Source organism: Heyndrickxia acidiproducens DSM 23148, from assembly GCF_000374345.1.
GTDB classification, from domain to species: Bacteria; Bacillota; Bacilli; order Bacillales; family Bacillaceae_C; genus Weizmannia; species Weizmannia acidiproducens.
In genome coordinates this window covers 55,824-81,929 of record NZ_KB893977.1, presented here as the reverse complement: position 1 = coordinate 81,929, position 26,106 = coordinate 55,824, and the positions used below count along the sequence as shown (strand labels likewise).

31 protein-coding genes and 1 riboswitch are annotated in these 26,106 nt (G+C 45.1%); of the genes, 26 read left to right on the top strand and 5 right to left on the bottom strand.

Features of this window, described 5'->3' with window-relative positions:
- The first annotated feature begins 80 nt into the window (after window positions 1-80).
- Window positions 81-214, top strand: a riboswitch (FMN riboswitch).
- A gap of 153 nt (window positions 215-367) precedes the next feature.
- The gene (locus C232_RS0101375; protein WP_018660480.1) at window positions 368-946 is read left to right on the top strand and encodes an ECF transporter S component; all 579 of its coding nucleotides are present in this window, start codon (window positions 368-370) and stop codon (window positions 944-946) included.
- Between the two features lie 49 nt (window positions 947-995).
- Here C232_RS0101375 and C232_RS0101370 read toward each other — a convergent pair whose 3' ends face one another.
- Window positions 996-1,244 carry a ferredoxin gene (locus C232_RS0101370; RefSeq protein ID WP_026314426.1) on the bottom strand — a complete coding sequence of 83 codons (249 nt, stop codon included), beginning with the start codon at window positions 1,242-1,244 and terminating at the stop codon, window positions 996-998.
- A 302-nt stretch (window positions 1,245-1,546) separates the two neighbouring features.
- Here C232_RS0101370 and C232_RS0101365 point away from each other — a divergent pair, with 302 nt between their 5' ends.
- The 5 genes from C232_RS0101365 (at window position 1,547) to C232_RS0101345 (ending at window position 5,447) form a co-directional block, all read left to right on the top strand.
- On the top strand, window positions 1,547-2,605 hold the full coding sequence (locus C232_RS0101365) for a YpbB family protein (protein WP_018660476.1): 1,059 nt from the start codon (window positions 1,547-1,549) through the stop codon (window positions 2,603-2,605).
- Window positions 2,592-4,058, top strand: coding sequence for a RecQ family ATP-dependent DNA helicase (locus tag C232_RS0101360; protein ID WP_018660474.1), 1,467 nt, complete (start codon window positions 2,592-2,594; stop codon window positions 4,056-4,058). The genes C232_RS0101365 and C232_RS0101360 overlap by 14 nt, the downstream gene beginning before the upstream one ends.
- Entirely contained in the window at window positions 4,051-4,629 is a 579-nt protein-coding gene (locus C232_RS0101355) for a CPBP family intramembrane glutamic endopeptidase (RefSeq protein WP_018660472.1), read from the top strand. The genes C232_RS0101360 and C232_RS0101355 overlap by 8 nt, the downstream gene beginning before the upstream one ends.
- Before the next feature lie 28 nt (window positions 4,630-4,657).
- Complete coding sequence (locus C232_RS0101350; protein WP_018660470.1) at window positions 4,658-4,900, top strand: hypothetical protein; 243 nt, start codon at window positions 4,658-4,660, stop codon at window positions 4,898-4,900.
- Window positions 4,901-4,991: 91 nt separating this feature from the next.
- Window positions 4,992-5,447, top strand: a complete 456-nt coding sequence (locus tag C232_RS0101345) for a YpbF family protein (RefSeq protein WP_018660468.1) — start codon at window positions 4,992-4,994, stop codon at window positions 5,445-5,447.
- 78 nt (window positions 5,448-5,525) lie between these two features.
- Here the strand turns inward: C232_RS0101345 and C232_RS0101340 are convergent, their stop codons facing one another.
- The 3 genes from C232_RS0101340 to C232_RS0101330 are packed head-to-tail and all read right to left on the bottom strand — an operon-like array spanning window position 5,526 to window position 6,616.
- Complete coding sequence (locus C232_RS0101340) at window positions 5,526-6,095, bottom strand: manganese catalase family protein (RefSeq protein ID WP_018660466.1); 570 nt, start codon at window positions 6,093-6,095, stop codon at window positions 5,526-5,528.
- 35 nt (window positions 6,096-6,130) lie between these two features.
- Window positions 6,131-6,391, bottom strand: coding sequence for a spore coat protein CotJB (locus tag C232_RS0101335; protein WP_018660463.1), 261 nt, complete (start codon window positions 6,389-6,391; stop codon window positions 6,131-6,133).
- Window positions 6,392-6,397: 6 nt separating this feature from the next.
- A complete protein-coding gene (locus C232_RS0101330) occupies window positions 6,398-6,616 on the bottom strand; it encodes a spore coat associated protein CotJA (RefSeq protein WP_018660461.1) in 219 nt (72 codons plus the stop codon).
- 323 nt (window positions 6,617-6,939) lie between these two features.
- Between C232_RS0101330 and C232_RS0101325 the strand changes: the two genes are divergently transcribed.
- From C232_RS0101325 to rpsA, 9 genes are all read left to right on the top strand, one after another.
- Window positions 6,940-7,719 (top strand): metallophosphoesterase, encoded by a 780-nt coding sequence (locus tag C232_RS0101325; protein WP_018660459.1) that lies wholly within the window; start codon window positions 6,940-6,942, stop codon window positions 7,717-7,719.
- A 68-nt stretch (window positions 7,720-7,787) separates the two neighbouring features.
- Window positions 7,788-8,336 carry an adaptor protein MecA gene (locus C232_RS0101320; protein ID WP_018660457.1) on the top strand — a complete coding sequence of 183 codons (549 nt, stop codon included), beginning with the start codon at window positions 7,788-7,790 and terminating at the stop codon, window positions 8,334-8,336.
- A gap of 109 nt (window positions 8,337-8,445) precedes the next feature.
- Complete coding sequence (locus tag C232_RS0101315) at window positions 8,446-9,723, top strand: Glu/Leu/Phe/Val family dehydrogenase (RefSeq protein WP_018660456.1); 1,278 nt, start codon at window positions 8,446-8,448, stop codon at window positions 9,721-9,723.
- A 169-nt stretch (window positions 9,724-9,892) separates the two neighbouring features.
- Window positions 9,893-10,858 carry a YpdA family putative bacillithiol disulfide reductase gene (locus C232_RS0101310; protein WP_018660454.1) on the top strand — a complete coding sequence of 322 codons (966 nt, stop codon included), beginning with the start codon at window positions 9,893-9,895 and terminating at the stop codon, window positions 10,856-10,858.
- A 308-nt stretch (window positions 10,859-11,166) separates the two neighbouring features.
- Complete coding sequence (sleB, locus tag C232_RS0101300) at window positions 11,167-11,925, top strand: spore cortex-lytic enzyme (RefSeq protein WP_235801502.1); 759 nt, start codon at window positions 11,167-11,169, stop codon at window positions 11,923-11,925.
- 15 nt (window positions 11,926-11,940) lie between these two features.
- On the top strand, window positions 11,941-13,290 hold the full coding sequence (gene ypeB / locus C232_RS0101295) for a germination protein YpeB (RefSeq protein WP_018660448.1): 1,350 nt from the start codon (window positions 11,941-11,943) through the stop codon (window positions 13,288-13,290).
- Window positions 13,291-13,455: 165 nt separating this feature from the next.
- Window positions 13,456-14,100 carry a flagellar brake protein gene (locus tag C232_RS0101290; RefSeq protein ID WP_018660444.1) on the top strand — a complete coding sequence of 215 codons (645 nt, stop codon included), beginning with the start codon at window positions 13,456-13,458 and terminating at the stop codon, window positions 14,098-14,100.
- A 133-nt stretch (window positions 14,101-14,233) separates the two neighbouring features.
- Window positions 14,234-14,914 (top strand): (d)CMP kinase, encoded by a 681-nt coding sequence (gene cmk / locus C232_RS0101285; protein ID WP_018660442.1) that lies wholly within the window; start codon window positions 14,234-14,236, stop codon window positions 14,912-14,914.
- A gap of 148 nt (window positions 14,915-15,062) precedes the next feature.
- Window positions 15,063-16,196: a 30S ribosomal protein S1 gene (gene rpsA, locus C232_RS0101280; protein ID WP_018660440.1), complete on the top strand. Its 1,134-nt coding sequence runs from the start codon at window positions 15,063-15,065 to the stop codon at window positions 16,194-16,196.
- A 54-nt stretch (window positions 16,197-16,250) separates the two neighbouring features.
- On the opposite strand, the gene C232_RS19155 is transcribed toward rpsA, so the two are convergent.
- Window positions 16,251-16,379, bottom strand: a complete 129-nt coding sequence (locus C232_RS19155; protein ID WP_018660438.1) for a YpzI family protein — start codon at window positions 16,377-16,379, stop codon at window positions 16,251-16,253.
- Window positions 16,380-16,480: 101 nt separating this feature from the next.
- Between C232_RS19155 and C232_RS0101270 the strand changes: the two genes are divergently transcribed.
- From C232_RS0101270 to hepT, 11 genes are all read left to right on the top strand, one after another.
- Window positions 16,481-17,080, top strand: a complete 600-nt coding sequence (locus C232_RS0101270; RefSeq protein ID WP_018660436.1) for a YphA family membrane protein — start codon at window positions 16,481-16,483, stop codon at window positions 17,078-17,080.
- Window positions 17,081-17,207: 127 nt separating this feature from the next.
- The gene (gene der, locus C232_RS0101265) at window positions 17,208-18,518 is read left to right on the top strand and encodes a ribosome biogenesis GTPase Der (protein ID WP_018660433.1); all 1,311 of its coding nucleotides are present in this window, start codon (window positions 17,208-17,210) and stop codon (window positions 18,516-18,518) included.
- An 18-nt stretch (window positions 18,519-18,536) separates the two neighbouring features.
- Entirely contained in the window at window positions 18,537-19,586 is a 1,050-nt protein-coding gene (locus tag C232_RS0101260) for an NAD(P)H-dependent glycerol-3-phosphate dehydrogenase (protein WP_018660431.1), read from the top strand.
- Window positions 19,587-19,870: 284 nt separating this feature from the next.
- Entirely contained in the window at window positions 19,871-20,125 is a 255-nt protein-coding gene (locus tag C232_RS0101255) for a DUF2768 domain-containing protein (RefSeq protein WP_306301562.1), read from the top strand.
- Window positions 20,126-20,154: 29 nt separating this feature from the next.
- Entirely contained in the window at window positions 20,155-20,868 is a 714-nt protein-coding gene (locus C232_RS0101250) for a hypothetical protein (protein ID WP_026314424.1), read from the top strand.
- Between the two features lie 175 nt (window positions 20,869-21,043).
- Window positions 21,044-22,522: a stage IV sporulation protein A gene (spoIVA, locus tag C232_RS0101245; protein WP_018660425.1), complete on the top strand. Its 1,479-nt coding sequence runs from the start codon at window positions 21,044-21,046 to the stop codon at window positions 22,520-22,522.
- 262 nt (window positions 22,523-22,784) lie between these two features.
- Window positions 22,785-23,057, top strand: coding sequence for an HU family DNA-binding protein (locus tag C232_RS0101240; RefSeq protein ID WP_018660424.1), 273 nt, complete (start codon window positions 22,785-22,787; stop codon window positions 23,055-23,057).
- 199 nt (window positions 23,058-23,256) lie between these two features.
- The gene (gene mtrB, locus C232_RS0101235) at window positions 23,257-23,487 is read left to right on the top strand and encodes a trp RNA-binding attenuation protein MtrB (RefSeq protein ID WP_018660422.1); all 231 of its coding nucleotides are present in this window, start codon (window positions 23,257-23,259) and stop codon (window positions 23,485-23,487) included.
- Window positions 23,488-23,584: 97 nt separating this feature from the next.
- Complete coding sequence (locus tag C232_RS0101230) at window positions 23,585-24,403, top strand: heptaprenyl diphosphate synthase component 1 (protein WP_018660420.1); 819 nt, start codon at window positions 23,585-23,587, stop codon at window positions 24,401-24,403.
- A 4-nt stretch (window positions 24,404-24,407) separates the two neighbouring features.
- On the top strand, window positions 24,408-25,112 hold the full coding sequence (locus C232_RS0101225) for a demethylmenaquinone methyltransferase (RefSeq protein ID WP_018660419.1): 705 nt from the start codon (window positions 24,408-24,410) through the stop codon (window positions 25,110-25,112).
- Between the two features lie 18 nt (window positions 25,113-25,130).
- A complete protein-coding gene (gene hepT, locus C232_RS0101220; protein WP_018660417.1) occupies window positions 25,131-26,093 on the top strand; it encodes a heptaprenyl diphosphate synthase component II in 963 nt (320 codons plus the stop codon).
- Window positions 26,094-26,106 lie beyond the last annotated feature (13 nt).

Below are 26,106 nucleotides of genomic sequence, written 5' to 3'. Positions count from 1 at the left end.
GAAAATAGAAAAGCAGGCAAAATGACTTCACAAATTTGTTGCATTTATGTATAATAAAGTTGTAATGAAAATTCAATACGATTTATCTTCGGGGCTGGGTGAAATTCCCGACCGGCGGTGATAAAGCAAATGCTTTTAAGTCCGCGAGCCTTTCGGGGCAGAATTTGGTGAGATTCCAATACCGACAGTAAAGTCTGGATGGGAGAAGATGAAGGTTGCCGGTGTTTAATTGGGTACCGTTAAACGCTTATTTGATTGCGCCAAATCTACTCCCTCAAATATTGATTTGAGGGTTTTTTATTTGGCCGGTCTTTGGCGCCTTTCTTCCTTTAGATGATGAATCGATCAAAAGGAGAGAGGGTTTACCATGAAAAAATGGAGATTAAAGTCTTTTGTTTCCATTGCACTGCTTAGCAGTCTGGCTTTCATTTTAATGTTTATTAAATTTCCAATTCCACCGTTTCCTTCATTTTTAACGGTGGATTTCAGCGACATTCCGGTACTGGTGGCTGCGCTTCTTTACGGGCCTGCTGCCGCGGTTCTTACAGAATTGCTTAAAAATATTTTAAACTACTTGTCGCTTGGCAGTGAAGCAGGTGTACCAATCGGGCAATTGGCCAACTTTTTTGCCGGCATGCTGTTCGTGCTCCCCACTTATTTTATATACCGGAAGATCAAAACGAAAAAAGGCATGACGTTTGCTTTAATTGGCGGTACTTTATCGATGTCCGTTTTTATGAGCATCTTAAATTATTTTGTCATTTTGCCGGCATATCTTTATTTCATGAACTTTTCTGTCGGAAATGCTAAAAAATATATTGTGGCAGGTGTATTGCCTTTCAATATGATAAAAGGCATCCTTGTAACGGCATTGTTTATGGCTATGTTTACAAAAATGCAAACATGGATTGAAAAGCAATCAGCAGCCCATCTTAAAAAGATATAATGAAAAGGCAGGCATCTTATGGGATGCCTGCCTTTTCATTAAACCGGGATTATTCATATTTTAACGGATCGCCGTCAAATGATTTTTCAGCTACTTTAATTGACTCAGTCGGACAGCCTTCAAAAGCGTCCATCAAGTCTTCTTCCAAGATATCCGGAACTTCCGCAGTTCCTTTATTATTATCTAAGATCACGAATGAAAGGCCTTCGTCATCATAGTCAAAAATATCGGGAGCAGCTGCTGAACAAGCGCCGCATGCAATGCAAGTATCTTTGTCTACAATTGTAAACTTTGCCATCTTCTTTCCTCCTCGCTTGCTGAATCTTTCTGCCATGGCAGGCCCGGCCATACGGAAATGGACAGCCATCCGAAAAGTCCGGCCGTAAAACATGGCCTCCGGGTGTCTACATTATTGTAAATCTATTTTTTTCACATTTCAATAGTTTACAGGTCTTCCGGACAAGCGGGGTTGTCGAAAAGTGGAAATTTGTAAACAAAACAGGCGGATTCATGATAAAATAGAACATATTCCCCCCTTAGAACCTCTTATTGAAAGGCCCCTAAAACGGATGAAAAAGAAAACGGAACGGAGAGATGCTGATGTCTTTTTTACAGGCCGTCGTGCTCGATTGCTTTGATAAACTGAACGGCGAGCGCACGCCGTTTTCAATCTACCATTTATTAAAAGGGAAAAAATCCGCACAAACGATCCAGGATGCCCATCTTTTTCATGTGGAGAACATCTTTCAAACCTATCAAGCCTTCACAAGGGATAACTATGAGCAATTCGTCAATCTGCTGCTTTCTTCGGGATATCTCCGGCAGACAACGGGCGGTGCGTACATCGCCACCGGAAAAGGAAGGACATTTGCCCGCGGGTATAAGCTTGCGCAGAACTTCCCTTATTTGAACGGATTGAAATATCAGGAAACCGCCGCCATCTTTTGGAAACGGCTCAGTTTAATTACGCAAGTTGCTTCCCATTTTGTCTATCAAAACCGCTTTTATTATCCTGTACAAAGAGATCCCCGCCTGCAAGCGTGGGTAAAAAGCTGGCTGCGGCAGTTTGGAAGGGAGCGCGGCATGCTGGCGGAAATGCTTTACGCAGACCTGTACCGCCTCTTTTCCAATCATCCTGCAGAACAGCCGGAAATTCTTGTTTTAAGGCTGACAGGCGCAAACCGGATCGGAAAAACAATCGGACAGGCGGCGTCACTTTTACAAATCGAAACAACAGAGTACTGGTACCGTTTTTTGCATTTGCTGCATTTTATGGTGCAGTACATGATGAAGCACCCCGGGGAATGCCCGCTTTTATATACAATGGTAAAAGATGTATACCAGGAAATACCGCTGACCCGCTCCGCATTCAGGACATACGAAATGCTCAAGAAAGGCAAAACGGTTTCGGAAATTGCAGCAGCCAGGCAGCTGAAACAAAGTACAATCGAAGACCATCTTGTTGAAGCCGCCTTAAATGATGCCCATTTTCCGCTGAACGATTATGTTTCGAAAGAAATTGAAGAAAAGATCCTAAAAGCAGCCGGTAAGCTGAAAACGAGAAAATTAAAGCCAATCAAAGAAAGCATCGGCGATATTTCCTATTTTCAGATCCGGCTGGTAATGGCGGGAAGGATGGTCCGGCATGAAACTTCATGACCTGTTAAAAGAAAAATTCGGCTTTGATTCATTCCGTGAAGGACAGGAGGAAGTGATCCGGTCTGTTCTGGGCGGCAAAGATACCCTCGCGATGCTTCCGACCGGAACAGGCAAATCTCTGTGCTACCAGTTGCCCGCTTATTTGGTAAGCGGGGCGGTGCTGGTTGTATCGCCACTGTTGTCTTTAATGCAGGACCAGGTGGAGCAATTGAAAGGGAGGGGCGAAAAAAGTGTTATTGCGCTGAATTCATTTTTAAGCGGGCAGGAGCGGAGAGAAGCCCTGTCCCGGCTGCATGCGTACCGATTTATCTTTATCTCGCCGGAAATGCTGCACCAGCCTTATATCCTGCAATGTTTAAAAAAACTTGTAATTGGCTTATTTGTTGTTGACGAAGCCCATTGTATTTCGCAATGGGGCTATGATTTCAGGCCGGAATATTTAAGCCTGGGAGCGGCCAGAAAAGAATTGGGCATGCCGCTCACCCTGGCGCTGACAGCAACCGCAACCGAACAGGTACGCGCGGATATTTGTGATTCCCTTCAGCTAAAGCAGCCGGATCAATATATTTATTCCGTGAACCGCCCCAATATTGCGATGGTAGTGGACAAGTCCGAAAGTTACAGGGAAAAAGAAGAGAAGCTTTTGGCCTATACGCGGAATTTGCAAAAGCCGGGCATTATTTATTTTTCCAGTAAAAAGGCGGCAGAAGAAGTAGCAGCCCGCCTTGCAGAGGAAGGAATTGCGGAAACAGCTGCCTATCACAGCGGAATCGACCAGGAACAAAGGATATTGATCCAGCAGCAGTTTTTATACGGACAGATCGGCATCATTTGTGCAACAAGCGCGTTTGGCATGGGCATCAATAAAGCAGATATCCGTTTTGTCATCCACTTCCATTGTCCATTGCAAATCGAGTCCTATTTGCAGGAAATCGGCAGGGCCGGCCGTGACGGATTGCCCAGCATTGCGATCCTTTTGTATATGGCCGGTGATGAATTACTGCCGCTCCAGCTCATCGAATCGGAACTTCCAAGCCCTGCGCAGATTGCAGCCTATTATGACTGGAAAGGGGATCTTAAAGATGCCCAGGCCGTTTTAAAGTGTTCAGAACAGCAAATCCGTTTTTTGCATCATTGCCGTCTCCGTGACAGGCCGAGAAATGAATGGATTCAGGAAGTTACCCGCCTGCGTGATGAAAGGCTCGTACATAAGCGTGAAAAATTACTGGAAATTGAGCGCTGGATTCAGTCGGAACAATGCCGGAGACAAACTGTTTTGCATTACTTTGATGAATCTCTGTCAACGAAGCCTGCAGATTGCTGCGATCGCTGCGGAATGGATATGGGTAAATATTATGGAAGCAAGGCGGAACATCCACATCCCGGGCCTGTCCTGAAATGGGAGCTGCTGCTCAAAAGTTTATTGATAAGAAGTGAACCAACCGATGGCTAGACGAAAACAGGCGGACATTATACAGGAATTAACAGACCGCGAGCTGGTTTTCCATCTGCTCCTGACCCAGTTTATCCTGCTCCTTATTTCAGCCGTCGCAGGCTGGGTTTTATTTCGGGATGCAGTCTCTTTTTTAAAGCATTTTCGAATAGATTCGTCCATATGGGCATATGGTCTGGTAAGCGGCATTTTGGTGGTAATGCTGGATTCCATTCTAATGAAAGTCCTGCCCAAAGCATATTATGATGATGGCGGTGTAAATGAACGGATTTTCCGCCGTCTTACTGTGCCGAACATCTTTTTCATTACCATGCTGGTTGCCTGCGCTGAAGAATTGCTTTTTCGCGGGGTCATCCAGTCCTGTTTCGGGCTGATTGCGGCCAGTTTCATTTTTGCAGCCGTACACATCCGCTACTGGAAGCATTGGTACCTGATTGTAAATGTTGTATTGTTAAGCTTTTGGCTCGGGCTGGTGTATGAGCTTTCAAATGAAAATCTGTTATCAACGATGGTGATGCATTTTACAATTGATTTTTTACTGGGTATCCGTATAAAAAAATGGGGTACTTAAGCGATATCGTTTGAAGAAGGGGTTATCAATGTCCATTGAAACATTTCAGGAGCAGGTTGAGAAAAAAAGGCAGAAGCTTGAAAAAGTGAAAACCGAAACCGGACAGCCGCCCGGTTTGGAAACAGAGCAGTTCACTTCGCGGGTTGAACGGCACCGTAAAGCGCGCCAAGAGAAAAAAATTCATATCCCGCTGGTGAATCTTCTGCTTGCTTTTTTTATCTTTTTACCAGTGGCCGTATTTTTTCTTTATTCTTATTTAATACATAGGTAGCAAGAACTGCGGTTGCTTCATATTTTCGTTTCCCGCCCGGACAAGGGTCTAGGGGGACAGACTGTTGCATATAGTGGTAGGGGTGATGCAAATGGAACCATCGATTGTCCGGTTAGGCGAAGGGACGGATGAGGCAACCAAACAGATGCTTCAAAATGTGGTGAAACGGAAACGAGAATTTGAACGTTACCGGAAACGCCATCTTTTGATCATGTGGACGAGCATTTTTTACACTTTTGGATGGGCTTATTATCTTTATGCCGCCTTTATTGAACCATTTTCCTATTCATTGTTTAAAATCTTTTCCATCATTGCCGCCCACCAGGTCCAGTTAGGCCTGCTGCTCGTAACAGCTGCTTTGTGGGGCATGAGCAAAATATGGTTTGACAAAAGAGAAAAAGCTGAGAAAGAATACCACGCTTTACGCTGTGAAATTGTCGATAGAAGCAAAGACTTGTGGAAAGGCGAAAGCTGGCAGTCCCGCCATAAAGTGTTCGAAATGATGCAAAAAGAATTTGACATCAACTTATACCATGAAAACAAATAGCAAAGTGCCTTCGTGTTTACTGACCGGCGCCAAGCCACAAAAAAAGGAAGATGGCAAGCCATCTTCAAGCCATCTTCTTTAAAAAAAGTGTTTCTTATCTTTTTCTTCTATTAATATTTGTGCGGCTTCACGGAATCTTTGGGAATGGACGATCTCACGCTCCCGCAGAAAACGCAATCCGTCATTTAAATCCGGATCATCGCTCAGATTGATGATCCACTGGTAAGTGGCCCTTGCCTTTTCCTCGGCTGCAATATCTTCATAAATATCCGCAATCGGGTCGCCTTTTGCCTGGATATATGTTGCTGTCCACGGTGCCCCGGCCGCATTATGATAATGAAGCGCCTTGTCGTGGTCAACATAATGCTGGTCCAGCCCGGCTGCTTCCAACTGCGCCGGCGTGGCGTCTTTTGTGAGTTTATAGACCATTGTTGCAATCATTTCCAAATGGGCAAATTCTTCAGTGCCGATATCGTTTAACAGGCCCACCACTTTATCCGGTATGGTGTAGCGCTGGTTTAAATACCTGAGCGCTGCAGAAAGTTCTCCGTCCGCGCCCCCGTATTGCTCGATTAAAAATCTTGCCAGTTTTGGATTGCAGGAACTGACTCTGACCGGATATTGGAGCTTTTTTTCATAAACCCACATACTGAATGCTCACTCCTTCCAAAATTGTCTGTATGTTAAACCTGCCACGGCCATGGTGCTTCCTTCCAATGGAAAGGATAAGGGGAATAACTGTAACCGAAGCTTGTAAGCGGGCCAAATTGTTTTTCAAATTCCCGTTTGACTTTTTTTCGGCTCCTTACTGTGGCATTATACTGTTCAACGGCAGCCTGGTCGTCCGGATGGGTATCCAAATAAAGATTCAGCTCAACGATGACAAAATCAAGCGATTGCAGCTCTTCCAGCAGTGTGTAATATTCTTTCGGCAGCTTTTTCATGCTGGCTCACTCCTTTGCCCGTTCGTAGGGGCTGTAATACGGATCATAAAGCGGCAACCAGAGCGTCCCTCTTGCCAGCGCTTCCTTGGGCGGAAACTGCGGTAAATTCGGCGGCTGGAAACCCATATACACGTTTGGCGGTGTGGAGTACACTTTTTCTTTCATTGGAGGGCAGGGGTCAAACGGGCTTATAAAAGGATAATAGGTTTTAAATGGTGTGTTCATTTCAAATCCTCCTGACATATAGAATCATTCCATTTTATGTGCGAGTTCTTTTGATCATGCAAAAGTTGCCGGAATTCTTTTCATCTGTTGGAATTAAGCTATAATACAAATAGAGGTGGTGAACAATGTTTGCGAAAAATTTGCGTTTGGTTTTAAAGATTTGTATCTGGTGAGCCGGGCCGGGAAGATACGAATCGGAAAAATTTTTAGCAACACTAAAAAAGTGCAGGCTTTCAGGCATGATTGTACACAAAAATGAACACGAATTCAGATGCTGGCCGTACGGGGGGTCGGCTTATTAGGATGTGAATAGGAGTTTAATGATGCACGGGATGATATGGTTTGTGCTTTTATTTGCAATCGCATTGCTGATTTATATGGTAAACGAGGCTTTTCAAAACAGGATTATTGAGCACCGGTTTTGCCTTGAAGCTTATCCGGCCGGCGTGGATGCATGTACTTTCTTTTTTATCTCGGATATTCACAGAAGAAAAATAAAACCCGCATTGGTCGACGCGGCTGCCGGGGCTGCACAGTTTGTTGTGATCGGCGGTGATTTACTGGAAAGGGGCGTGCCCGCCGGGAGAATTGAAGCCAACCTCAAGCTGTTAAAAAAAATCGGCCCTGTCTTTTTTGTCTGGGGCAACAATGATTATGAAATGGATGAACAAAAATTGGAAAGCCTTTTTTCCCACCTTGGTATCCATACGCTGCGCAACTCCACATATTTTTTCAGCTTAAAAGGGAAAGGGCGAATTGCGCTGATCGGTGTGGATGACTTATCTAAAGAACAGGAAAATCTGGATGAAGCCCTTGAAAGCGTCCATGCTGATGATTTCCGCATATTAGTGAGCCACAACCCAAAGATGGTCCATCAGCTCAATGAAATGGATCATATCCATCTTATGTTAAGCGGACATACGCACGGGGGCCAGATTCATCTGCCGGGATACAGCCCGTTTAAGCACGGCGGCGTGAAAAAAACCGGAAGTATGATCCACCTGATTAGTAATGGTTACGGCACGACCGTGGTTCCGATGAGGCTCGGAGCAAAACCGGAAACCCATTTGATTACCATCAAAAATGTCCGGAATTGTGGATGAGTGTGAAGAACCATCTTTTTTCCCCTACATATGATATTGGTAAGAGCCATATGCAGGGGGCGAAGTAAATGAAATTAGAACGTCTTTCGTCAAATAAAATCAAATATTCCATCTCATTTGATGAGTTAACAGAACGTGGCATTGGAGAAGAAAATTTAGACTCCTCTATCTGGAACCTTTTATTTGATGAAATGTTGGAACTTGCAAATCAAACATATAATGTAGAAGGAAGCGACACGCTTTCAATTGAAATATATTCTTTCAACTCCCATGAAATTATTTTAATCCTGACACTTGGGGATGCGGAAGATGGACTTGCGCCTGAAGCTTTGGAAGAAAGCCGGGTGTCAACAGATACGGTTTACAGTTTCCAATCCATTGAAGATGTGATCTCGCTGGCCGCCTTTTTGAAAAATACCGGCCGGCTTCCGGACAGTTGCCTGTACCAGTTTGAACAGCAGTTTTTACTGCTGCTGGCGGAAGAAGCAGAACACTGTCTGCCGCTTTTTCTTGAGTATGGCGATCGCTCGGCCCTGTCGCCTTATATGATACGGGAGTACGGCACAGCCATCTTTGAAGGCCATGCATTGGAAAACTTGCTGTCCTATTTTCACTGACTGTTTTTGCCTGAATGAAAACGTTTCTTTTCATATTGCATATATGGGTTAAAGATGTATACTAATTTTAAAAGCAGAAATTTCTTTCGTATCTAGGAGGTTTGCGATAATGGCAGCCGAAAAGGGTGCAGATCACCAAACAATGGAAGCAAGCAGAGATGTATTACATTCAACACAAACGATAATCCATGAAGCTCTTGAAAAATTAGGATACCCTGAAGAAGTATACGAACTTTTGAAAGAGCCGATTCGTATGTTAACAGTTAAAATCCCGGTCAGAATGGATGACGGCACGGTTAAAATTTTTACCGGCTACAGGGCCCAGCATAATGATGCAGTTGGCCCGACAAAGGGCGGAGTCAGATTCCACCCTGATGTAACAGAAAATGAAGTGAAGGCATTGTCCATTTGGATGACGCTGAAATGCGGGATTGTCAACCTCCCTTATGGCGGTGGAAAAGGCGGTATTATCTGTGATCCGCGGAAGATGTCTTTCCGGGAACTGGAAAGCTTAAGCCGCGGCTATGTAAGAGCCATCAGCCAAGTCGTCGGCCCGACAAAAGACATTCCGGCTCCGGATGTCTTTACAAACTCGCAAATCATGGCCTGGATGATGGATGAGTACAGCAGGATAGATGAATTCAATTCCCCGGGTTTTATCACCGGTAAGCCGCTTGTTCTTGGCGGTTCGCACGGGCGTGAATCGGCAACAGCCAAAGGCGTAACGATTTGTATCCGCGAGGCGGCAAAAAAGCGCGGCATCAGTCTGGAAGGCGCAAGGGTCGTTATCCAGGGCTTCGGCAATGCCGGCAGTTTTCTGGCAAAATTTATGCATGATGCCGGCGCAAAAGTCATCGGGATTTCGGATGCATACGGAGGCCTTTATGATCCGAAGGGCCTTGATATCGATTATTTGCTGGACCGCCGCGACAGTTTCGGCACGGTGACAACTTTGTTTAAAAATACAATCTCCAATAAAGAGCTGCTTGAACTGGATTGCGATATATTGGTTCCGGCTGCAATTGAAAATCAAATTACGGAAGAAAATGCGAATCAAATACAGGCAAAAATTGTCGTGGAAGCAGCGAATGGGCCGACTACTTTAGAAGCTACCGATATTCTGACAAAACGCGGCATATTGCTTGTCCCGGATGTGCTGGCGTCTTCAGGCGGCGTCACCGTTTCCTATTTTGAATGGGTGCAGAATAACCAGGGCTATTACTGGACGGAAGAAGAAGTGGATGAGAAACTGGAAAAGGTGTTGGTTCAATCGTTTCAGACGGTCTACCGGACCGCTGAATCCCGCCGGATCAACATGCGCCTTGCTGCCTATATGGTCGGCGTCAGAAGGGTTGCAGAGGCATCCAGGTTCAGGGGCTGGATTTAAGGATTTGTGCTTTTAAGCAAGAACACGCGGACAGGCGCAAAAATAATCTCCTATCATCCTTGGTGGGAGATTTTTAAATGACATCTTTTGCTCTGCGGGTCCTGTCCATCCCCCGTGGAGCAAGCAGCAAGTACATACATTGAAAAATAAGAAATAAAGGATGATGATGATGTTCAAAGAGGATTGTATCGTAATTGGCGGCGGGCCGTGCGGGCTTTCAGCAGCCATTTCTTTGCAGGAAATTGGAAAAAACCCGCTCGTGATTGAAAAGGGAAATGTGGTGAATGCCATTTATCACTATCCAACCCACCAGACATTTTTCAGCTCAAGCGACCGCCTTGAAATCGGCGGTGTCCCGTTTATTACAGAGAACCTGAAACCGAAGCGTAATCAGGCGCTTACATACTACCGGGAAGTGGTGAAAAGAAAACAACTGCGGATCAACCGTTTTGAAACTGCACGCCACGTTGAAAAAAAAGCAGACGGGCATTTTATCGTCAAGACTGAAAAAGCCGAATATGAAACGCCGTATGTCATCATCGCAACCGGTTATTATGATCAGCCAAACTGGATGGGTGTGCCTGGCGAAGGGTTAAGCAAGGTTTATCACTACTTTAAAGAAGCACATCCGTTTTTTGATACCGATGTCGTTGTGATCGGCGGAAAGAATTCAGCTGTTGATGCTGCGATCGAATTGAATAAGGCGGGGGCGCGTGTAACGGTGCTTTACCGCGGCTCGAGGTATTCCGAGAGTGTGAAGCCATGGATTCTTCCGGAATTTGACTCGCTTGTCCGCCATGAAAAAATAAAGCTGGAATTTCATGCTGAAGTCAGGGAAATTACTGAAAAAAGTGTCCGCTATGCAGTCAATGGGCGCGAAAAAGAGATTCCAAATGATTTTGTTTTTGCCATGGTTGGCTATCATCCCGACCAGGATTTTCTGCACAAGACAGGCATTGAGATCCACAGTGACACAGGCCGGCCGGTATATGCGGAAGATACGATGGAGACCAATATCAAAGGGCTTTTTATTGCCGGCGTCATTGCGGCAGGGAATAATGCAAATGAAATATTTATTGAAAACGGGCGTTTCCACGGGGAACTGATCGCCCGCGCCATCCAAGCCAGAGAATGAGGCAAAAGGCAGCGAATGAATCCGGGCAGGCCCCGGGGGAAAAGCGGCGCCTGCTTTTTTTGCGGAAATCATCCGGCTGTTTTTATGCCGGATATTGCGCAGCAGTCTGAACAAGGAACGAGACGTATACTTTAAAACGAACCAGTATTTTGATAAAGCAGCCGGAACGGTACCGGCTGCTTTTTTTGAATAAAATCCCTGCTTTCTCCAGAAACTATCGTTAATTCTTATCATTTTGGGGGTTATCTGGAATGAAGCGCAGTATCTTAATCAAGTTTCTGTTCTTAACCTGTATTTGTTTTGCCGCCATGCTGTCCGGATTCGAAAAACAAAACGCCTATGCCTTCAGCGGGCAGGTCATCCAAAGAGGCGCGGTTGGGGACGATGTTATAGAATTGCAGGCAAGGCTGCAGTATACCGGCTATTATAAAGGAACAATTGACGGCGTCTTTGGTTGGAGTACATACTGGGCGCTGAGAAACTTCCAGGAAGCGTACGGGCTGCCGATTGACGGGCTGGCAGGAGGAACCACAAAGGCAAAACTTGTGAAGGCTTCCAAATATGACGCCGCCTATGTGAAAGGCCAAATCAACAAGGGCAGAAAGTTCACCTATTACGGCGGCGTCGATTTGAAGAAACAAACATCGAATGCAAAGGCAAAAAATAGTACAAAGAAAACGGGTGCAACCACAGTAAATGTTCCAAACGGTTTTTCACAGAATGATATCCGCCTGCTTGCCAATGCTGTATACGGGGAGGCACGCGGGGAGCCATATGAAGGGCAGGTGGCTGTTGCAGCCGTGATTTTGAACCGTACCGAGAGCCCTTCATTCCCAAGGACGGTTTCAGGCGTCATTTTTGAGCCGGGCGCTTTTACAGCAGTATCGGACGGGCAGATCTGGTTGACGCCGAATGACACGGCTAAAAAAGCTGTTCTGGATGCCATCAACGGCTGGGATCCTTCAGGCAATGCGCTTTATTACTTTAATCCTGAGACGGCGACAAGTAAATGGATTTGGACACGGCCGCAAATCAAACAGATTGGAAAACATATTTTTTGTAAATAAAGGGGTGGAAACAATATGTTAAGAGGGATACTCATTGCAGTATTGGCGCTGGGGATAGCAGGTACGGCCATATGGGGATATCAGGAGCACCGCGAAAAAAAGGCGGTTTTAATCCATGCTGAAAATACGTACCAAAGGGCCTTTCATGATCTCACTTATAAAATGGACCTGCTTCATGACGAAATCGGGAATACGCTTGCGATGAATTCAAGAAAGTCGCTTTCCCCGGCATTGGCGGAAGTATGGCGCTTGACATCGGAAGCCAATGCAGATGTCGGGCAGCTGCCTTTAACACTGCTTCCTTTCAATAAAACAGAGGAATTTCTATCAAATATCGGGAATTTCAGTTACCGGACAGCGGTACGGGACCTGGATAAGGAGCCGCTATCCGACAAAGAATATGCGTCATTAAAAAGATTATATTCACAAAGCAGTGATATCCAGGATGAACTGCGCGATGTACAGAAAAAGGTACTGAAAAATAATCTGCGCTGGATGGATGTCGAAATGGCGCTTGCATCTGGAAAAGAAGCTTCGGATAATACCATAATCGACGGATTTAAAACAGTGGAGAAAACGGTAAAAGGGTACGAAAATGCAAATCTGAATGAACCATCCTTTACAAGTTTTCAAAACCGCGACGAAAACTATGACCATTTAGAAGGCAAAACCATCTCAAAACAGGATGCGATTCGAATTGCAAAAGAATATGCCGGAATAAAACATGCCAAATCACAGAAAGTTTCAAAAAACGGGAATGGCGCCAATTTCAGTTTTTACAGCGTCAATCTTGTGGACAATAACGGGAATGAAGTCACTGCCGATATTACAAAACGGGGCGGCTATCCGATCTGGCTTTTCCAAAAGCGCAGCATCGGTAAACAGTCCATTAGTTTAAATGAGGCGGCACAAAAAGCCTCCGCTTTTTTAAACAAGCACCATTTTGAGAAAATGGAAATATTCGAGAGTTCCCAATATGATAACATCGGTGTCTTTTCTTTCGTGGCAACCCAGGGAAATGTGCGCATCTATCCGGAAACTGTCAATATGAAAGTGGCACTTGATAATGGGCAGATAGTGGGATTTGCAGCCAATGATTTTCTAAGCAGCCATCAGAAACGGTCGATCCCGAAAGCAAAGCTGGCAGAGAAGGAAGCGAGAAGCCGGGTAAACCCGAAACTTCAAGTTATGGAGAGCCGTTTGGCCATCATCCGCAGTGATTTAAACAAAGAAGTGTTGTGTTATGAGTTTTTAGGTACTATGAACGAAGATACGTACCGGATTTACATTAATGCACAAAACGGGAATGAAGAAAAAGTGGAAAAACTAAAAGATACAGAACGGATCTACGGAAAATCCATTTAAACAATACGGATAGATGAAATAAATGTGGCCCGGCGGATATAAGCCGGGTTTTTTTGCAAATTCCGGTACAGATCAATAGCGGATATGTCATAATAAAGTGAAACTTCCATCATGGTCCGTTATGTTGGGATAAAATTTGGCAAACGTTAGAAGGGATTTTGGAACATGTTGAAGATTGGCATGCCGCTCATGCTTGAAGCAAAAGACAGCGGAAAAAAGTATAAATGTAAAGTCGCCGATATCCGGGATGGCCGTCTTTTTATTGATGATCCGATTGATATTGAAACGAACCGGACCCAATTTTTATTAAACCAGGAGGTAATGGATGTAGAATTTGTCTCGGACGAAAATATTGCCTGGCGGTTCACGGGAAAAATCATCGGCAGGGAGTATGGCAGTATTCCGCTTTTGGTCATGCTGTACCCGGAAGAAAGCCAAATCCGCAAAATCCAGCGCCGCCAGTATGTAAGAGTCGAAACAGCCCTTGATATTGCAATCCGCTTCCCAAAATCAGACCTGAAAATTATCACGATCACAAAAGATATCAGTTCAGGGGGATGCGCGGTTTTTCTGCCTGAAGACTGCCCTGTGAAAGTAAATGATGAGGGGCATGCCAGAATCGTACTGCCGATGAAAGAAGGACACCAATACCTCCGTCTGATGTTTTCCGTTGTAAGGCTTTTTGAAAACAACGGAAAAGCCTGTGCCTCGTTTCAGTTTTTTCATACAAGCGCGCTTGAAAGACAGAAGATCATGCGGTACTGTTTCGAACAGCAGATCCTGCTGCGTAAAAAGGGCCTTGCAGATTAGCATAAGAACTTCTTACATAGGATCAAGTGCAGTTTTATGTTAAACTAGAAAGGGAATATAAAACAAGTATCCATTAAAAGACGATAAGTGGGTATGATAATAGTAAGATGTGCAGATTGGGTGGAAAATGTGTATGAAAAAAATCAATATTGCGATTGACGGCCCTGCGGCGGCAGGAAAAAGTACAGCTGCAAAAAAAGTTGCCGAGAAATTGAATTATATTTATATCGACACCGGCGCCATGTACCGGTCGCTGACATACAAAGCACTGCAACGGCGCGAAAACCTTGAGGATGGCCAGGCACTTGCGGATTTACTGTACCAGACGTCAATCGAACTGCAGCCTGGCGAAAAAGGGCAGCTGGTTTTTGTTGACGGCAAAGATGTTACGGCAAAAATCAGGGAACGCGATGTCACCAATTCCGTGTCCATCGTTTCAAAACACCGGGTTGTCCGCGAAGAAATGGTGAAACGGCAGCAGGCCCTTGCATCAGGCGGCGGTGTCGTGATGGATGGAAGGGATATCGGCACGCAGGTTTTGCCGGATGCCGAACTGAAAATTTTTCTGCTTGCAAGTGCCGATGAGCGTGCGCAAAGGCGCCATGCTGAAAATCTTGCAAAAGGCTATCCTTCAGATTTAAGCGAGCTAAAAAGCGAAATCGAACGGCGTGACAAGCTGGATTCAGAAAGGGAAGTTTCGCCGCTTTGCAAGGCAGCCGACGCTATAGCACTCGATACGACAAGCATGGGTATCGATGAAGTAGTCAGCCGGATGCTGGAACTGGCACAGGAAAAACTGGCGCAGAAGCAGTAAAATGCAGGTTTGGATTTCCTTTGCTTGACAAAATGCAAAATTTGTTAGAAGTTAGTATAAAAGAGTTTCTTTTTGAATAATACGAATTTAACCAGAGAACAGGTATATTCAATTATAGTTGAAGCAGCCGGATAAGGAGGATGTACATATGTCAGACGAAATGAATGAAATAGAAGTAAAGTCCCTTTCTGTAGGGGATCAAGTAAAAGCGACTGTCATAAAGGTCGAGGAAAAACAAGTCCTCGTTTCAATTGAGGGAAGCAAAGTGGACGGGATTATTCCGATCAGCGAGCTTTCGAATCTCCATATTGAACAGGCAGCGGATGCTGTCAAGGAAGGAGACGAGCTGAATCTGATTGTGACGAAAGTGGAAGAAGAAGCCGTTATCCTTTCAAAACGCAAATTCGATGCTGAAAAAGCATGGGATGACTTGAAGGAAAAATACGAAAATCACGAAATCATTGAAGCCGTTGTAAATGAAGTTGTAAAAGGCGGCCTTGTTGTTGATCTCGGCGTGCGCGGATTTGTCCCTGCCTCATTGGTTGAGGATCACTTTGTCGAGGATTTCTCGGATTATAAAGGCAAAAAGATGGCTTTTCTGATCGTTGAATTCGATCAGGATCAAAACCGTTTGATTTTATCGCACCGCGCAGTCATTGAAAAAGAAAAAGAAGAAAAGAGACAGGAAATTCTCGATCACCTTGAAGCCGGACAGGTTTTGGAAGGAACCGTCCAAAGGCTGACGAGTTTTGGCGCTTTCGTTGATATTGGAGGGATTGACGGCCTTGTCCATATTTCGCAGCTTTCCTATGAAAGGGTGGAATCCCCTGCAGATGTTGTAAAAGAAGGCGAAAAAGTAAATGTTAAGGTATTGTCAGTTGACCGGGATAGCGGGCGGATTTCGTTATCCATTAAAGAAACACTGCCGGGCCCTTGGGAAGGCATTGAACAAAAAGCTGCGAAAGGCACCGTTTTGAATGGTGTTGTAAAGCGTCTTGTTTCATTCGGTGCTTTTGTTGAAGTGTTCCCGGGTGTAGAAGGGCTTGTCCATATTTCGCAAATCTCGCATAAACACATTTCAACACCGAATGAAGTGCTGAAAGAAGGACAGGAAGTTAAGGTTAAGGTCCTTGAAGTAAACGAAAAAAATCACCGCCTGTCTTTAAGCATGAAAGAACTTGAAGAAGCAGATTCCCATGAGGACTATAATCTGCCGGAAGAAAATACAGGCTTCCAGCTTGGAGATATGATCGGAGACCAGTTGAAAAAATTCAGGTCTTAAAAAAAAGAGTGCGTATTGCACTCTTTTTTTGTCCGTGATAAGATACCGCTTTCTTTATTGTCTTTTACGTACTTCTTCAGGGCTTTCAAGACGCGTTGCCCCCTGATAATGGAGGGCCTGGTCACGGTCGCTTTCCACTCTTCCGCTTTTGCGCAGCTTTTTCTCCTGCCGGTCTTTTCCCATCGTCCATTTCACCTCCATTCTTATTATGGCTAAAAAATTCAGTTCAAACGCGATTAGCACGCTGGAATATTTCCCATAATGGGGAATAGGGAGGGCGTGATATGCAAGGAGTGTTATTTTTAGGAGTTATGTGGGCGGTTTGGGTCATTGCTACCTTTTTCATGGACAAATCGGATCCGCTGCGGCGGCGAATGGCCTTTGCTTCTTTACTTTTTATCATTGTATTTCCTTACCAGCTGAAAATTGGCGGGTTCAGCGTACAATGGACTGCAGTCTTTTTGATTGCTGCCGGGTATCTTTACTTTGCACGGTTCAGGGGAATGAGACTGGCTTACCAGCTGGTATATGTATGGATTGCCATGACGGGATACACGGGCATGCTGCTGTTTGAACTGTATGATCCTGTTTGGATAATGGCAAACCGTATGATATTCTACAGCATTTTTATATTTATTATCGCACAATTGGCGTCATCATCTTTTTTTACAGGGACCATGTTTGTAGTGCTGGGGACAGCGCAGGGTGAAATAGGGTATGCACTGGCCATCATGAAATGGGGGTTTCACCAGACGGCCGGGAGCTATTCCTATTTGGATATCATTGCACTCTTTTTGTGCCTGCAGTGCGGCTGGGGTGTGCTGAACCATTTGATAACCGCACTATCAGAAAAATATGCGCTGAAAAAAGAAAAAGGGGTTTAAATCGCCATCTGCGGTGAAACTTAAAACGCAGCTGGATATTGATTACATAGGTAATTATTGTTAAACTACTAAGGTTGGCACCTGCAGCTTTTTAAGGGCCGTAGTTGGAATAGAAAGGGTGAATCATGTGACAAAACCGGTTGTTGCAATTGTTGGACGCCCAAATGTTGGAAAATCGACAATTTTTAATCGTATTGTCGGAGAAAGAGTATCGATTGTGGAAGATGTCCCGGGGGTAACAAGAGACCGTATCTATAGTTCTGCTGAATGGTTAACCCATGAGTTTAATCTGATTGATACAGGCGGGATTGATATCGGGGATGAACCATTTTTGGAACAGATCAGGCAACAGGCAGAAATCGCTATTGACGAAGCTGATGTGATTATTTTTATTGTAAGCGGAAGAGAAGGCGTAACCTCGGCTGATGAAATGGTTGCCAAAATTTTATACCGCTCCGGAAAGCCGATTGTGCTTGCAGTAAATAAAATTGATAATCCGGAAATGAGAACGCAAATATATGATTTCTATACATTGGGTTTCGGCGAGCCGTTTCCGGTTTCCGGAGCGCACGGCATCGGCCTTGGGGATCTGCTGGATGAAGCGGCCAGGCATTTCCCGGATAAAAGTGATGAAGACTACGGAGAAGATGTGATTAAATTTTGCTTTATCGGCCGTCCAAATGTCGGAAAATCCTCATTGTTCAATGCCATTCTCGGTGAAGAACGCGTGATTGTCAGCGATATCGAAGGCACAACAAGGGACGCAGTGGATACCGTATATACTTACCAGGGCGAAACCTATGTTATGATTGATACAGCAGGGATGAGGAAAAAAGGAAAGGTTTATGAGAATACGGAAAAATACAGTGTGCTCAGGGCCTTAAGGGCAATTGAACGGTCGGATGTAGTCTGCGTTGTTTTGAATGGGGAAGAGGGCATTCGTGAACAGGACAAGCGTATTGCCGGATATGCCCATGAGGCAGGCAGAGCCGTGATTATTGTTGTGAATAAATGGGATGCCGTTGAAAAAGACGAAAAAACGATGAAAGAATTTACAGAAAAAATCCGCGACCATTTTCAATTTTTGAGTTATGCGCCGGTGATCTTTGTATCGGCGAAAACGAAAAAAAGGCTGCAAAATCTGCTGCCGCTGATCCAGGCTGTCAGTGAAAGCCATGCGATGCGCGTCCAGTCGAGCATTTTAAACGAAGTTATAGCAGATGCAGTAGCCATGAATCCGACACCGACCGATAAAGGCAGAAGACTGAAAATTTTTTATGCAACACAAGTGGCAGTCAAACCGCCGACATTTGTTATTTTTGTGAACGACCCTGAGCTTCTCCATTTTTCCTATGAACGTTTCCTGGAGAATCGTATCCGGGATGCGTTTGAATTTTCGGGAACACCGATCAGGATCATCGCGCGTGCAAGAAAATAAGAAAAGAAGGTGCTTGTATTGTCCAATCAAAAGAATATAGCAGTGCTGGGGGCAGGCAGTTGGGGAACTGCGCTATCGATGGTATTAGCCGACAATGGTTACCATGTCCGTTTGTGGGGCAATAAAAAAAAGCAAATAGACGAAATTAATGAACAACATTCAAACAAACATTATCTGCCTGACATTGCGCTCCAGCCGGAAATTTCCGGTACCCTTTCGCTGGCAGAAGCGCTTGCCGGGCTGGATACAGTCGTGCTTGCCGTGCCGACAAAAGCAGTCCGCGATGTTTGCAGGCAAATTGCCGGCATCAGGCAGGCGCCGCTTTCAATTATTCATGTCAGCAAAGGGATTGAACCGGATACGCTGCTTCGTATTTCCGAAATGGTGGAGGAAGAAATGCCGGAAACGCTGTTGAAAGACGTGGTTGTGCTGTCCGGGCCGAGCCATGCCGAGGAGGTCAGCTTACGGCACCCGACGACTGTAACCGTCTCCTCAAAAAATATGCAGGCCGCCAAAAAAGCGCAGGATATCTTTATGAATTCACATTTCCGCGTGTATACTAATCCGGATATTATCGGAGTTGAATTGGGTGGTTCTTTAAAAAATATTATTGCGCTGGCTGCAGGGATCTCTGATGGACTTGGCTACGGCGATAATGCAAAAGCGGCGCTGATGACCAGGGGCCTGGCGGAGATTGCGCGTCTCGGCACGAAGATGGGCGCCAATCCGCTCACCTTTTTAGGGCTTGCCGGCATCGGCGATTTAATCGTGACGTGTACAAGCGTTCATTCACGCAACTGGAGAGCCGGCAATATGCTTGGCAAAGGCAAAGAGCTTGCAGATGTTCTGGATAGCATGGGGATGGTTGTTGAAGGTGTGCGAACGACGAAAGCAGCCTACCAGCTCGCCTCTAAATACCAGGTGAAGATGCCGATTACGGATGCTCTTTTCCATGTTTTGTTCAAAGGCTTAAATCCAAAGGAAGCGGTGGATAACCTGATGGGCCGCCTGAAGAAGCATGAAATGGAAGATTTGGTCGTGATGCTGGATGAACAATTCCAGGATTAGTTTAGCGGACTGCCTTATATCGTCCTGAATCCCGGGGCACATGGGCTTTCTTATGATGCCAAGTAGCAGCTTGCGGCATACACTGCATGGAAAGTTAAAATGCTTTAAACTAAAAGGCTGGGTATTTGTCGAACGATTAAACTGAAGTAAAGCTGACGCTCCTTTACTTCAGTTTTTTCTATGTTTTTGAGCTGTGCACAGCCCTCTAAAAAAAGCAGGTCTGAAAATTTGAATATGTTTTACTTTTATGGTATAATGCAGCAAGAGATTTTTGGACGACAGAAATGATTGCGTTTACAGTGTGCCCTGTTTTTTCGGTGCCGGAAGGGGGAATCGGTTTGTCGCCGGGGATGGTAAAAATGTGGATTTCTATGATTGGGATGGGATTCATGCTGGTTGCGATGGCGGCCATCTTTGCAAGCAGGTACAAATTGAAATCAGCTTTCTTCAGAGGGGTTACAGCCGTATTTGCGTATGCCTGCTTAATCCTCGGCGGCCTGCTCATGGCGATCATTGTGCTGAGCGGGCCGGCTGATTAAGCGGATTGGAAGGGGGAATGGATTTGTACATGCGAAAACTGTCTTTCCTTGTTCTGATAACCCTTATTTGCAGCGTTTTAAGCGGATGCTTGTATCCGGAAGCGCAAAAGGCGGACAGCCAAGTTTCAAATGATGAACAGCTCAAGGCCGTCCAAAAAGCAGTCGATCAGTATAAAAAAGCCAATAAAGGGCTGCTGCCGATCAAAACGAAACCGGAAAATACACCTGTTTACATGAAATACCTAATTGACTTTCACCAATTAAAAGCGCCGAAAACTGATTTGGCAGCACCACCAGCGAACGCTTATGAAAGCGGCGGCGTATACCAGTATGTTATCATTGATGCCGAAAAAAACCCGGTCGTGAAAGTTTTTGATGTCCGGATTCCGGAAAAAATAAGAGAATTAGAGATCAGGATCAGGTCTCAGGGTTATCCGCCGTTTAAAAAGGAACTGGCCCGCAATGTGTACACACTTGATTTTAAGAAACTGGGCTATCAAACGGCTCCAAAAGTGATTTCTCCCTATTCCGGCCGCAAGCTCCCGTTTGTGGTCACCGGGAAAGGGGAAATCTATGTCGACTACAGCAAGGACTTAAAACAGGCGCTGGAGCACAGCACACAAAATTTTAAAGCAGGGGAAGATATCCGCTCCCTCTTAACCGAAAATACCCCCTATGTTCCCGCATATTCCCTGCCTTATACGGTTAACAGAAAAAACGAGCCGGTATTTATGGCAAAATAGTCATATCCCTTTCCCTTCCCAATATATTGTAGAGGAAGGGTTTATTTTTTTCCTGAAATCTATAAAAAAATTATTTTATAGACATAAGTATATCGGACAACATCATAAACATATATTGTCCAATCATCATTTAAGGATGGAATGTCCCGGGAACTAACGTGGGGAGGGAATCTTTTTGGAAAAAGTAGATATTTTTAAAGATATTGCCGAACGTACAGGAGGCGATATCTATTTAGGAGTAGTAGGCGCTGTAAGAACCGGAAAATCCACTTTTATTAAAAAATTTATGGAATTGGTTGTGCTTCCGAATATCACAAATGAAGCGGACAGGAACCGGGCACAGGACGAATTGCCGCAAAGCGCAGCCGGAAAAACGATCATGACGACAGAGCCAAAATTTGTACCAAACCAGGCGGTGACCGTGCATGTGGATGAGGGACTTGATGTCAATATCCGGCTCGTCGATTGTGTAGGATATACGGTGCCTGGGGCAAAAGGCTATGAAGACGAAAACGGGCCGCGGATGATCCACACGCCATGGTATGAAGAACCGATTTCGTTTCATGAAGCAGCCGAAATCGGGACACGCAAAGTGATTCAGGAGCACTCCAGTATCGGGGTCGTGATTACAACAGACGGTACGATCGGGGAAATTCCGCGTTCCGATTATATTGAAGCGGAAGAAAGGGTCGTTGCCGAGTTAAAAGAAGTCGGAAAGCCTTTCATCATTGTTGTAAACTCAGCGAAACCGTACCATCCGGATACCGAAATACTGCGCAAAGAGCTGCAGGAAAAATACGATCTGCCGGTGATTGCGATGTCGGTTGAAAGTATGCGTGAAGCGGATGTGATGAACGTTCTCCGCGAAGCCCTGTATGAATTCCCGGTACTTGAAGTCAATGTAAACCTGCCAAGCTGGGTGATGGTATTAAAAGAAAACCACTGGCTGCGGGAAAACTACCAGAACGCCGTAAAAGAATCGGTAAAAGATATCAAGCGGCTGCGCGATGTCGACCGTGTTGTCCAGTCGTTCACCGAGTATGACTTTGTCGAAAGCGCAAGCCTTGCCGGCATTGAAATGGGGCAAGGGGTAGCGGAAATCGACCTGCAGGCCCCCGATGAACTGTATGACCAGGTGTTAAAAGAAATTGTCGGTGTTGAAATCCGCGGGAAAGACCATTTGCTTGAATTGATGCAGGATTTTGCCCACGCCAAAACAGAATACGACCAAATCTCCGATGCGTTAAAAATGGTCAAACAAACGGGTTACGGAATCGCATCGCCGTCCCTGCAGGATATGAGCCTGGATGAACCGGAGATCATCCGCCAGGGATCACGCTTCGGGGTCCGCCTGAAAGCTGTCGCGCCTTCCATCCACATGATTAAAGTCGATGTGGAATCGGAATTTGCGCCGATTATCGGGACCGAGAAGCAGAGTGAGGAACTGGTGCGTTATCTCATGCAGGACTTTGAGGATGACCCGTTGTCAATATGGAACTCGGATATATTCGGCCGCAATTTAAGCTCAATTGTCAGGGAAGGTATCCAGGCAAAACTTTCGCTAATGCCGGAAAATGCACGTTATAAACTGAAAGAAACGCTGGAACGGATTATTAATGAAGGCTCGGGAGGATTAATTGCCATCATCCTGTAAAAGGTCCGGCCCGTTTTTGGAGAGCAACACACCCAAAAATGGCGCCGGACCCCTTTTATGTGGAAAAAAGATGAAAACTTTCCCAGTATAAGCGAATTATTCTTGCGTACGCAAATCTATTATGATAATCTTTTATCAGAATTGGTATTGAAGCAAAATACTGGTTCTATCCGGTTTTAAACGTTTATAAAGATGAAAAACCGTATACAATGTTATTAGAAACCTGAATTATGTTCAGTTTCTCTGGGAGGAGGTGAATGGAATGAATAAAACTGATTTAATCAATGCAGTGGCTGAAGCTACAGAACTTTCCAAAAAAGATACAACAAAAGCAGTGGATGCTATTTTCGATACAATTCAAAATGCATTGGCAAGTGGAGATAAAGTCCAATTAATTGGTTTTGGCAACTTTGAAGTACGTGAACGTGCAGCCCGCAAAGGCAGAAATCCTCAAACCGGAGAGGAAATCGATATTTCAGCAAGCAAAGTGCCTGCTTTCAAACCGGGAAAAGCGCTTAAAGATGCAGTGAAGTAATTACATATTTTGACTTTGAGCGAAAAAAGGCTGCTTTTGCAGCCTTTTTTTAATTGCCGGATTACAAGGATGCCGGCCGGCCCGTTTAGGCGGGAGAAAATCATTCAAGACGCTTTGCTGCACATGGGTACTATGGTAAGATAAACCATATACAGGTGCTTATACGTTTGCATAACGAAAAGAAAGGGGCTGTTTGTTCGTGGAACCGGACGCGCGTTCTGATTTTATTGTTGTCAAAGCATTGGCGAACGGTGTCAGCGTCATCGGGCTTTCAAGAGGTTCGGATACGAAATTGAACCATACGGAAATCCTGGATGAAGGGGAAGTGCTGATTGCGCAATTTACCGAACATGTATCTGCCATAAAAGTCCGCGGCGATGCACAAATTTTAACCAGCATCGGCGGGTTGGAAAGCTACACCGATGAATGAACGGGCAAGACAAGTTTTTAACGTCATATTCTCAGTTATGCTATAATAAATTACGACTTGTTTTTAGGTTACATCAACGAAGAAATGGGGAAGGGTTATGTCATTGTATGAACGCAGCCAACAACTTTCAGCAATTAAACAACTGATCGAACAGGAAGTAAATCACGATTTTTTACATCAATATATTGATGCGCCATACATAGATGAAGACCGCATTCTGCTTTTGATCAACAGTCTGGCCGGACATACTTATTCGGATCATGAAGCGGCGCAATTTGTTGCAACTGCGATGCTGATCCAAATCGCCCTTGACACCCATGAGAGAGTAACCAATTTAGACGATAAGCAGAAAAACCGCCAGTTGACGGTCCTCGCAGGTGATTACTTCAGCAGCCTGTACTATAAGCTGCTGGCGGGCGTCCGCAATGTTAAGCTGGTCGGGGTTCTTGCAGAAGGGATTAAATGCGTGAATGAGTATAAAGTGCTGCTTTATCAGTTTGATGAATCAGACGCAGAATCCTTTTTATCCCATTTGAAAAAAACAGAGTCGGGGATTATTACGAAATTCATGCAGTTTTTTGGTTCACAGCCGCTCATTCGCCTCAGCGAGGAATTGCTGTTATTCAACCGTCTTGCTTTGGAAAAAGAAAGAGCTATGAAAGGGAAGAGCTCCATTCTGTTTGAAGCACTTAAGAAGTTTTCTTATCCGAATGAAGAACAGCCCTTTCAACAATTGCCGATGGATAAAAAGCTTGAGCTGTTGTATAAAAGTGAAGCCTATATAAAACAAAGTTTTGAGGCGCTGCAAAACTGCCTGGCGAAAGCGCCGAAACTGAATCAGCTGCTGGAAGAAAGGATTCATATATTGATGAACCAATACAAAATGACAGCAAGATTATATGCGGAAGAGGGGTAAACACATGACTGCGAAAGAAGAACGTGTTCACCACGTCTTTGAGAAAATTTCAAAAAACTATGATTATATGAACTCGGTCATCAGTTTTCAGCAGCATAAAAGATGGCGCAAAGAAACCATGAGAAAAATGGACGTGAAAAAAGGCTGCACTGCCCTTGACCTTTGCTGCGGGACGGCAGATTGGACGATTGCACTGGCAGAGGCCGTTGGAGAAAGCGGCCATGTTACCGGTTTGGACTTCAGCGAAAATATGCTGGCAGTCGGGAAAAAGAAGGTGGATGCACGCGGCCTGAAACAGGTAGACCTGATTCACGGCAATGCAATGGATCTACCTTTTGAAAACAATACTTTTGATTATGTAACGATCGGTTTCGGGCTTAGAAACGTGCCGGATTATAAGCAGGTTTTAAGCGAAATGCACCGTGTGCTGAAACCGGGCGGCATGGCAGCCTGCTTGGAAACGTCACAGCCGGTAGTGCCTGTATACCGTGAGCTTTATTATTTTTATTTCCGCTATATGATGCCGGTGCTCGGCAAAATGTTTGCCAAAAGTTATGATGAGTATTCATGGCTTCAAGAATCAGCGAGAAGCTTCCCGGGAATGAAAGAACTGGCTTATTTATTTGAGGAAACGGGTTTCGTGCGGATTTTATATAAACCTTTTGCCGGCGGAGCAGCAGCCGCACATATCGGATTTAAAGAGAACTGACAGACTGGGTGGAAATAGATGAAATTACAAATGATGTATTCGTTTTTAAAAACGGACATAGACCTCATTGAAAAAGAACTGGAGAAGGCCGTTGCATCAAACTCCACTCTAATTGAGCAGGCTTCCTTTAGTTTGCTGAAGGCGGGAGGCAAACGAATCCGGCCCGTATTTGTCCTGCTTGGCGCAAAATTTGGCGACTACCGGATTGAGCGTGTGAAAAATGTTGCAGTTGCGCTCGAATTGATCCATATGGCGTCCCTTGTACATGATGATGTCATTGATGATTCCAAATTGCGGAGGGGGAAGCCGACCGTAAAAGCGGAGTGGGATAACCGTATCGCCATGTATACGGGGGATTATATTTTGGCAAGTGCGCTTGAATACATCACAAAAGTGGAGGATCTCACCGCCCATCAGATTCTGGCGGATACGCTTGTAGAAGTATGCACGGGGGAAATCGAACAAATCAAAGATAAATATCATTTCGGGCAGAACCTGCGCTGCTATTTGCGGAGAATCAAACGGAAAACGGCGCTTTTAATCGCGGTCAGCTGCCAGCTGGGCGCAATTGCAGCGGGGGCAGATGAGCAGGTGCACAAACAGCTGTTCCGTTTCGGCTATAATGTCGGGATGAGCTATCAAATTATCGATGATATCCTGGACTTTACCGGCACTGAGAAAGAGCTTGGAAAGCCTGCCGGGGAGGATTTGCGGCAGGGCAATATTACACTGCCTGTCTTGTTTGCAATGCAGGATACGGCCATAAAAAATGAGTTGCAGCACGTTCATGAACATATGCCGAAAACCGAGCTGGACAGGGTGATTGGCCTGATCAAAAGCTCGGGTGCGATCGAGCAGTCGTACGCCATCAGCCAGCGCTATTTAAGCAAGGCTTTAAAAGCGCTTGAGGGGCTTCCGGACAGCCGTATTAAAAAGACGCTTGCTGAACTTGCAAAATATATGGGGAAAAGGAAATTTTAAAGAGAACCGAAAC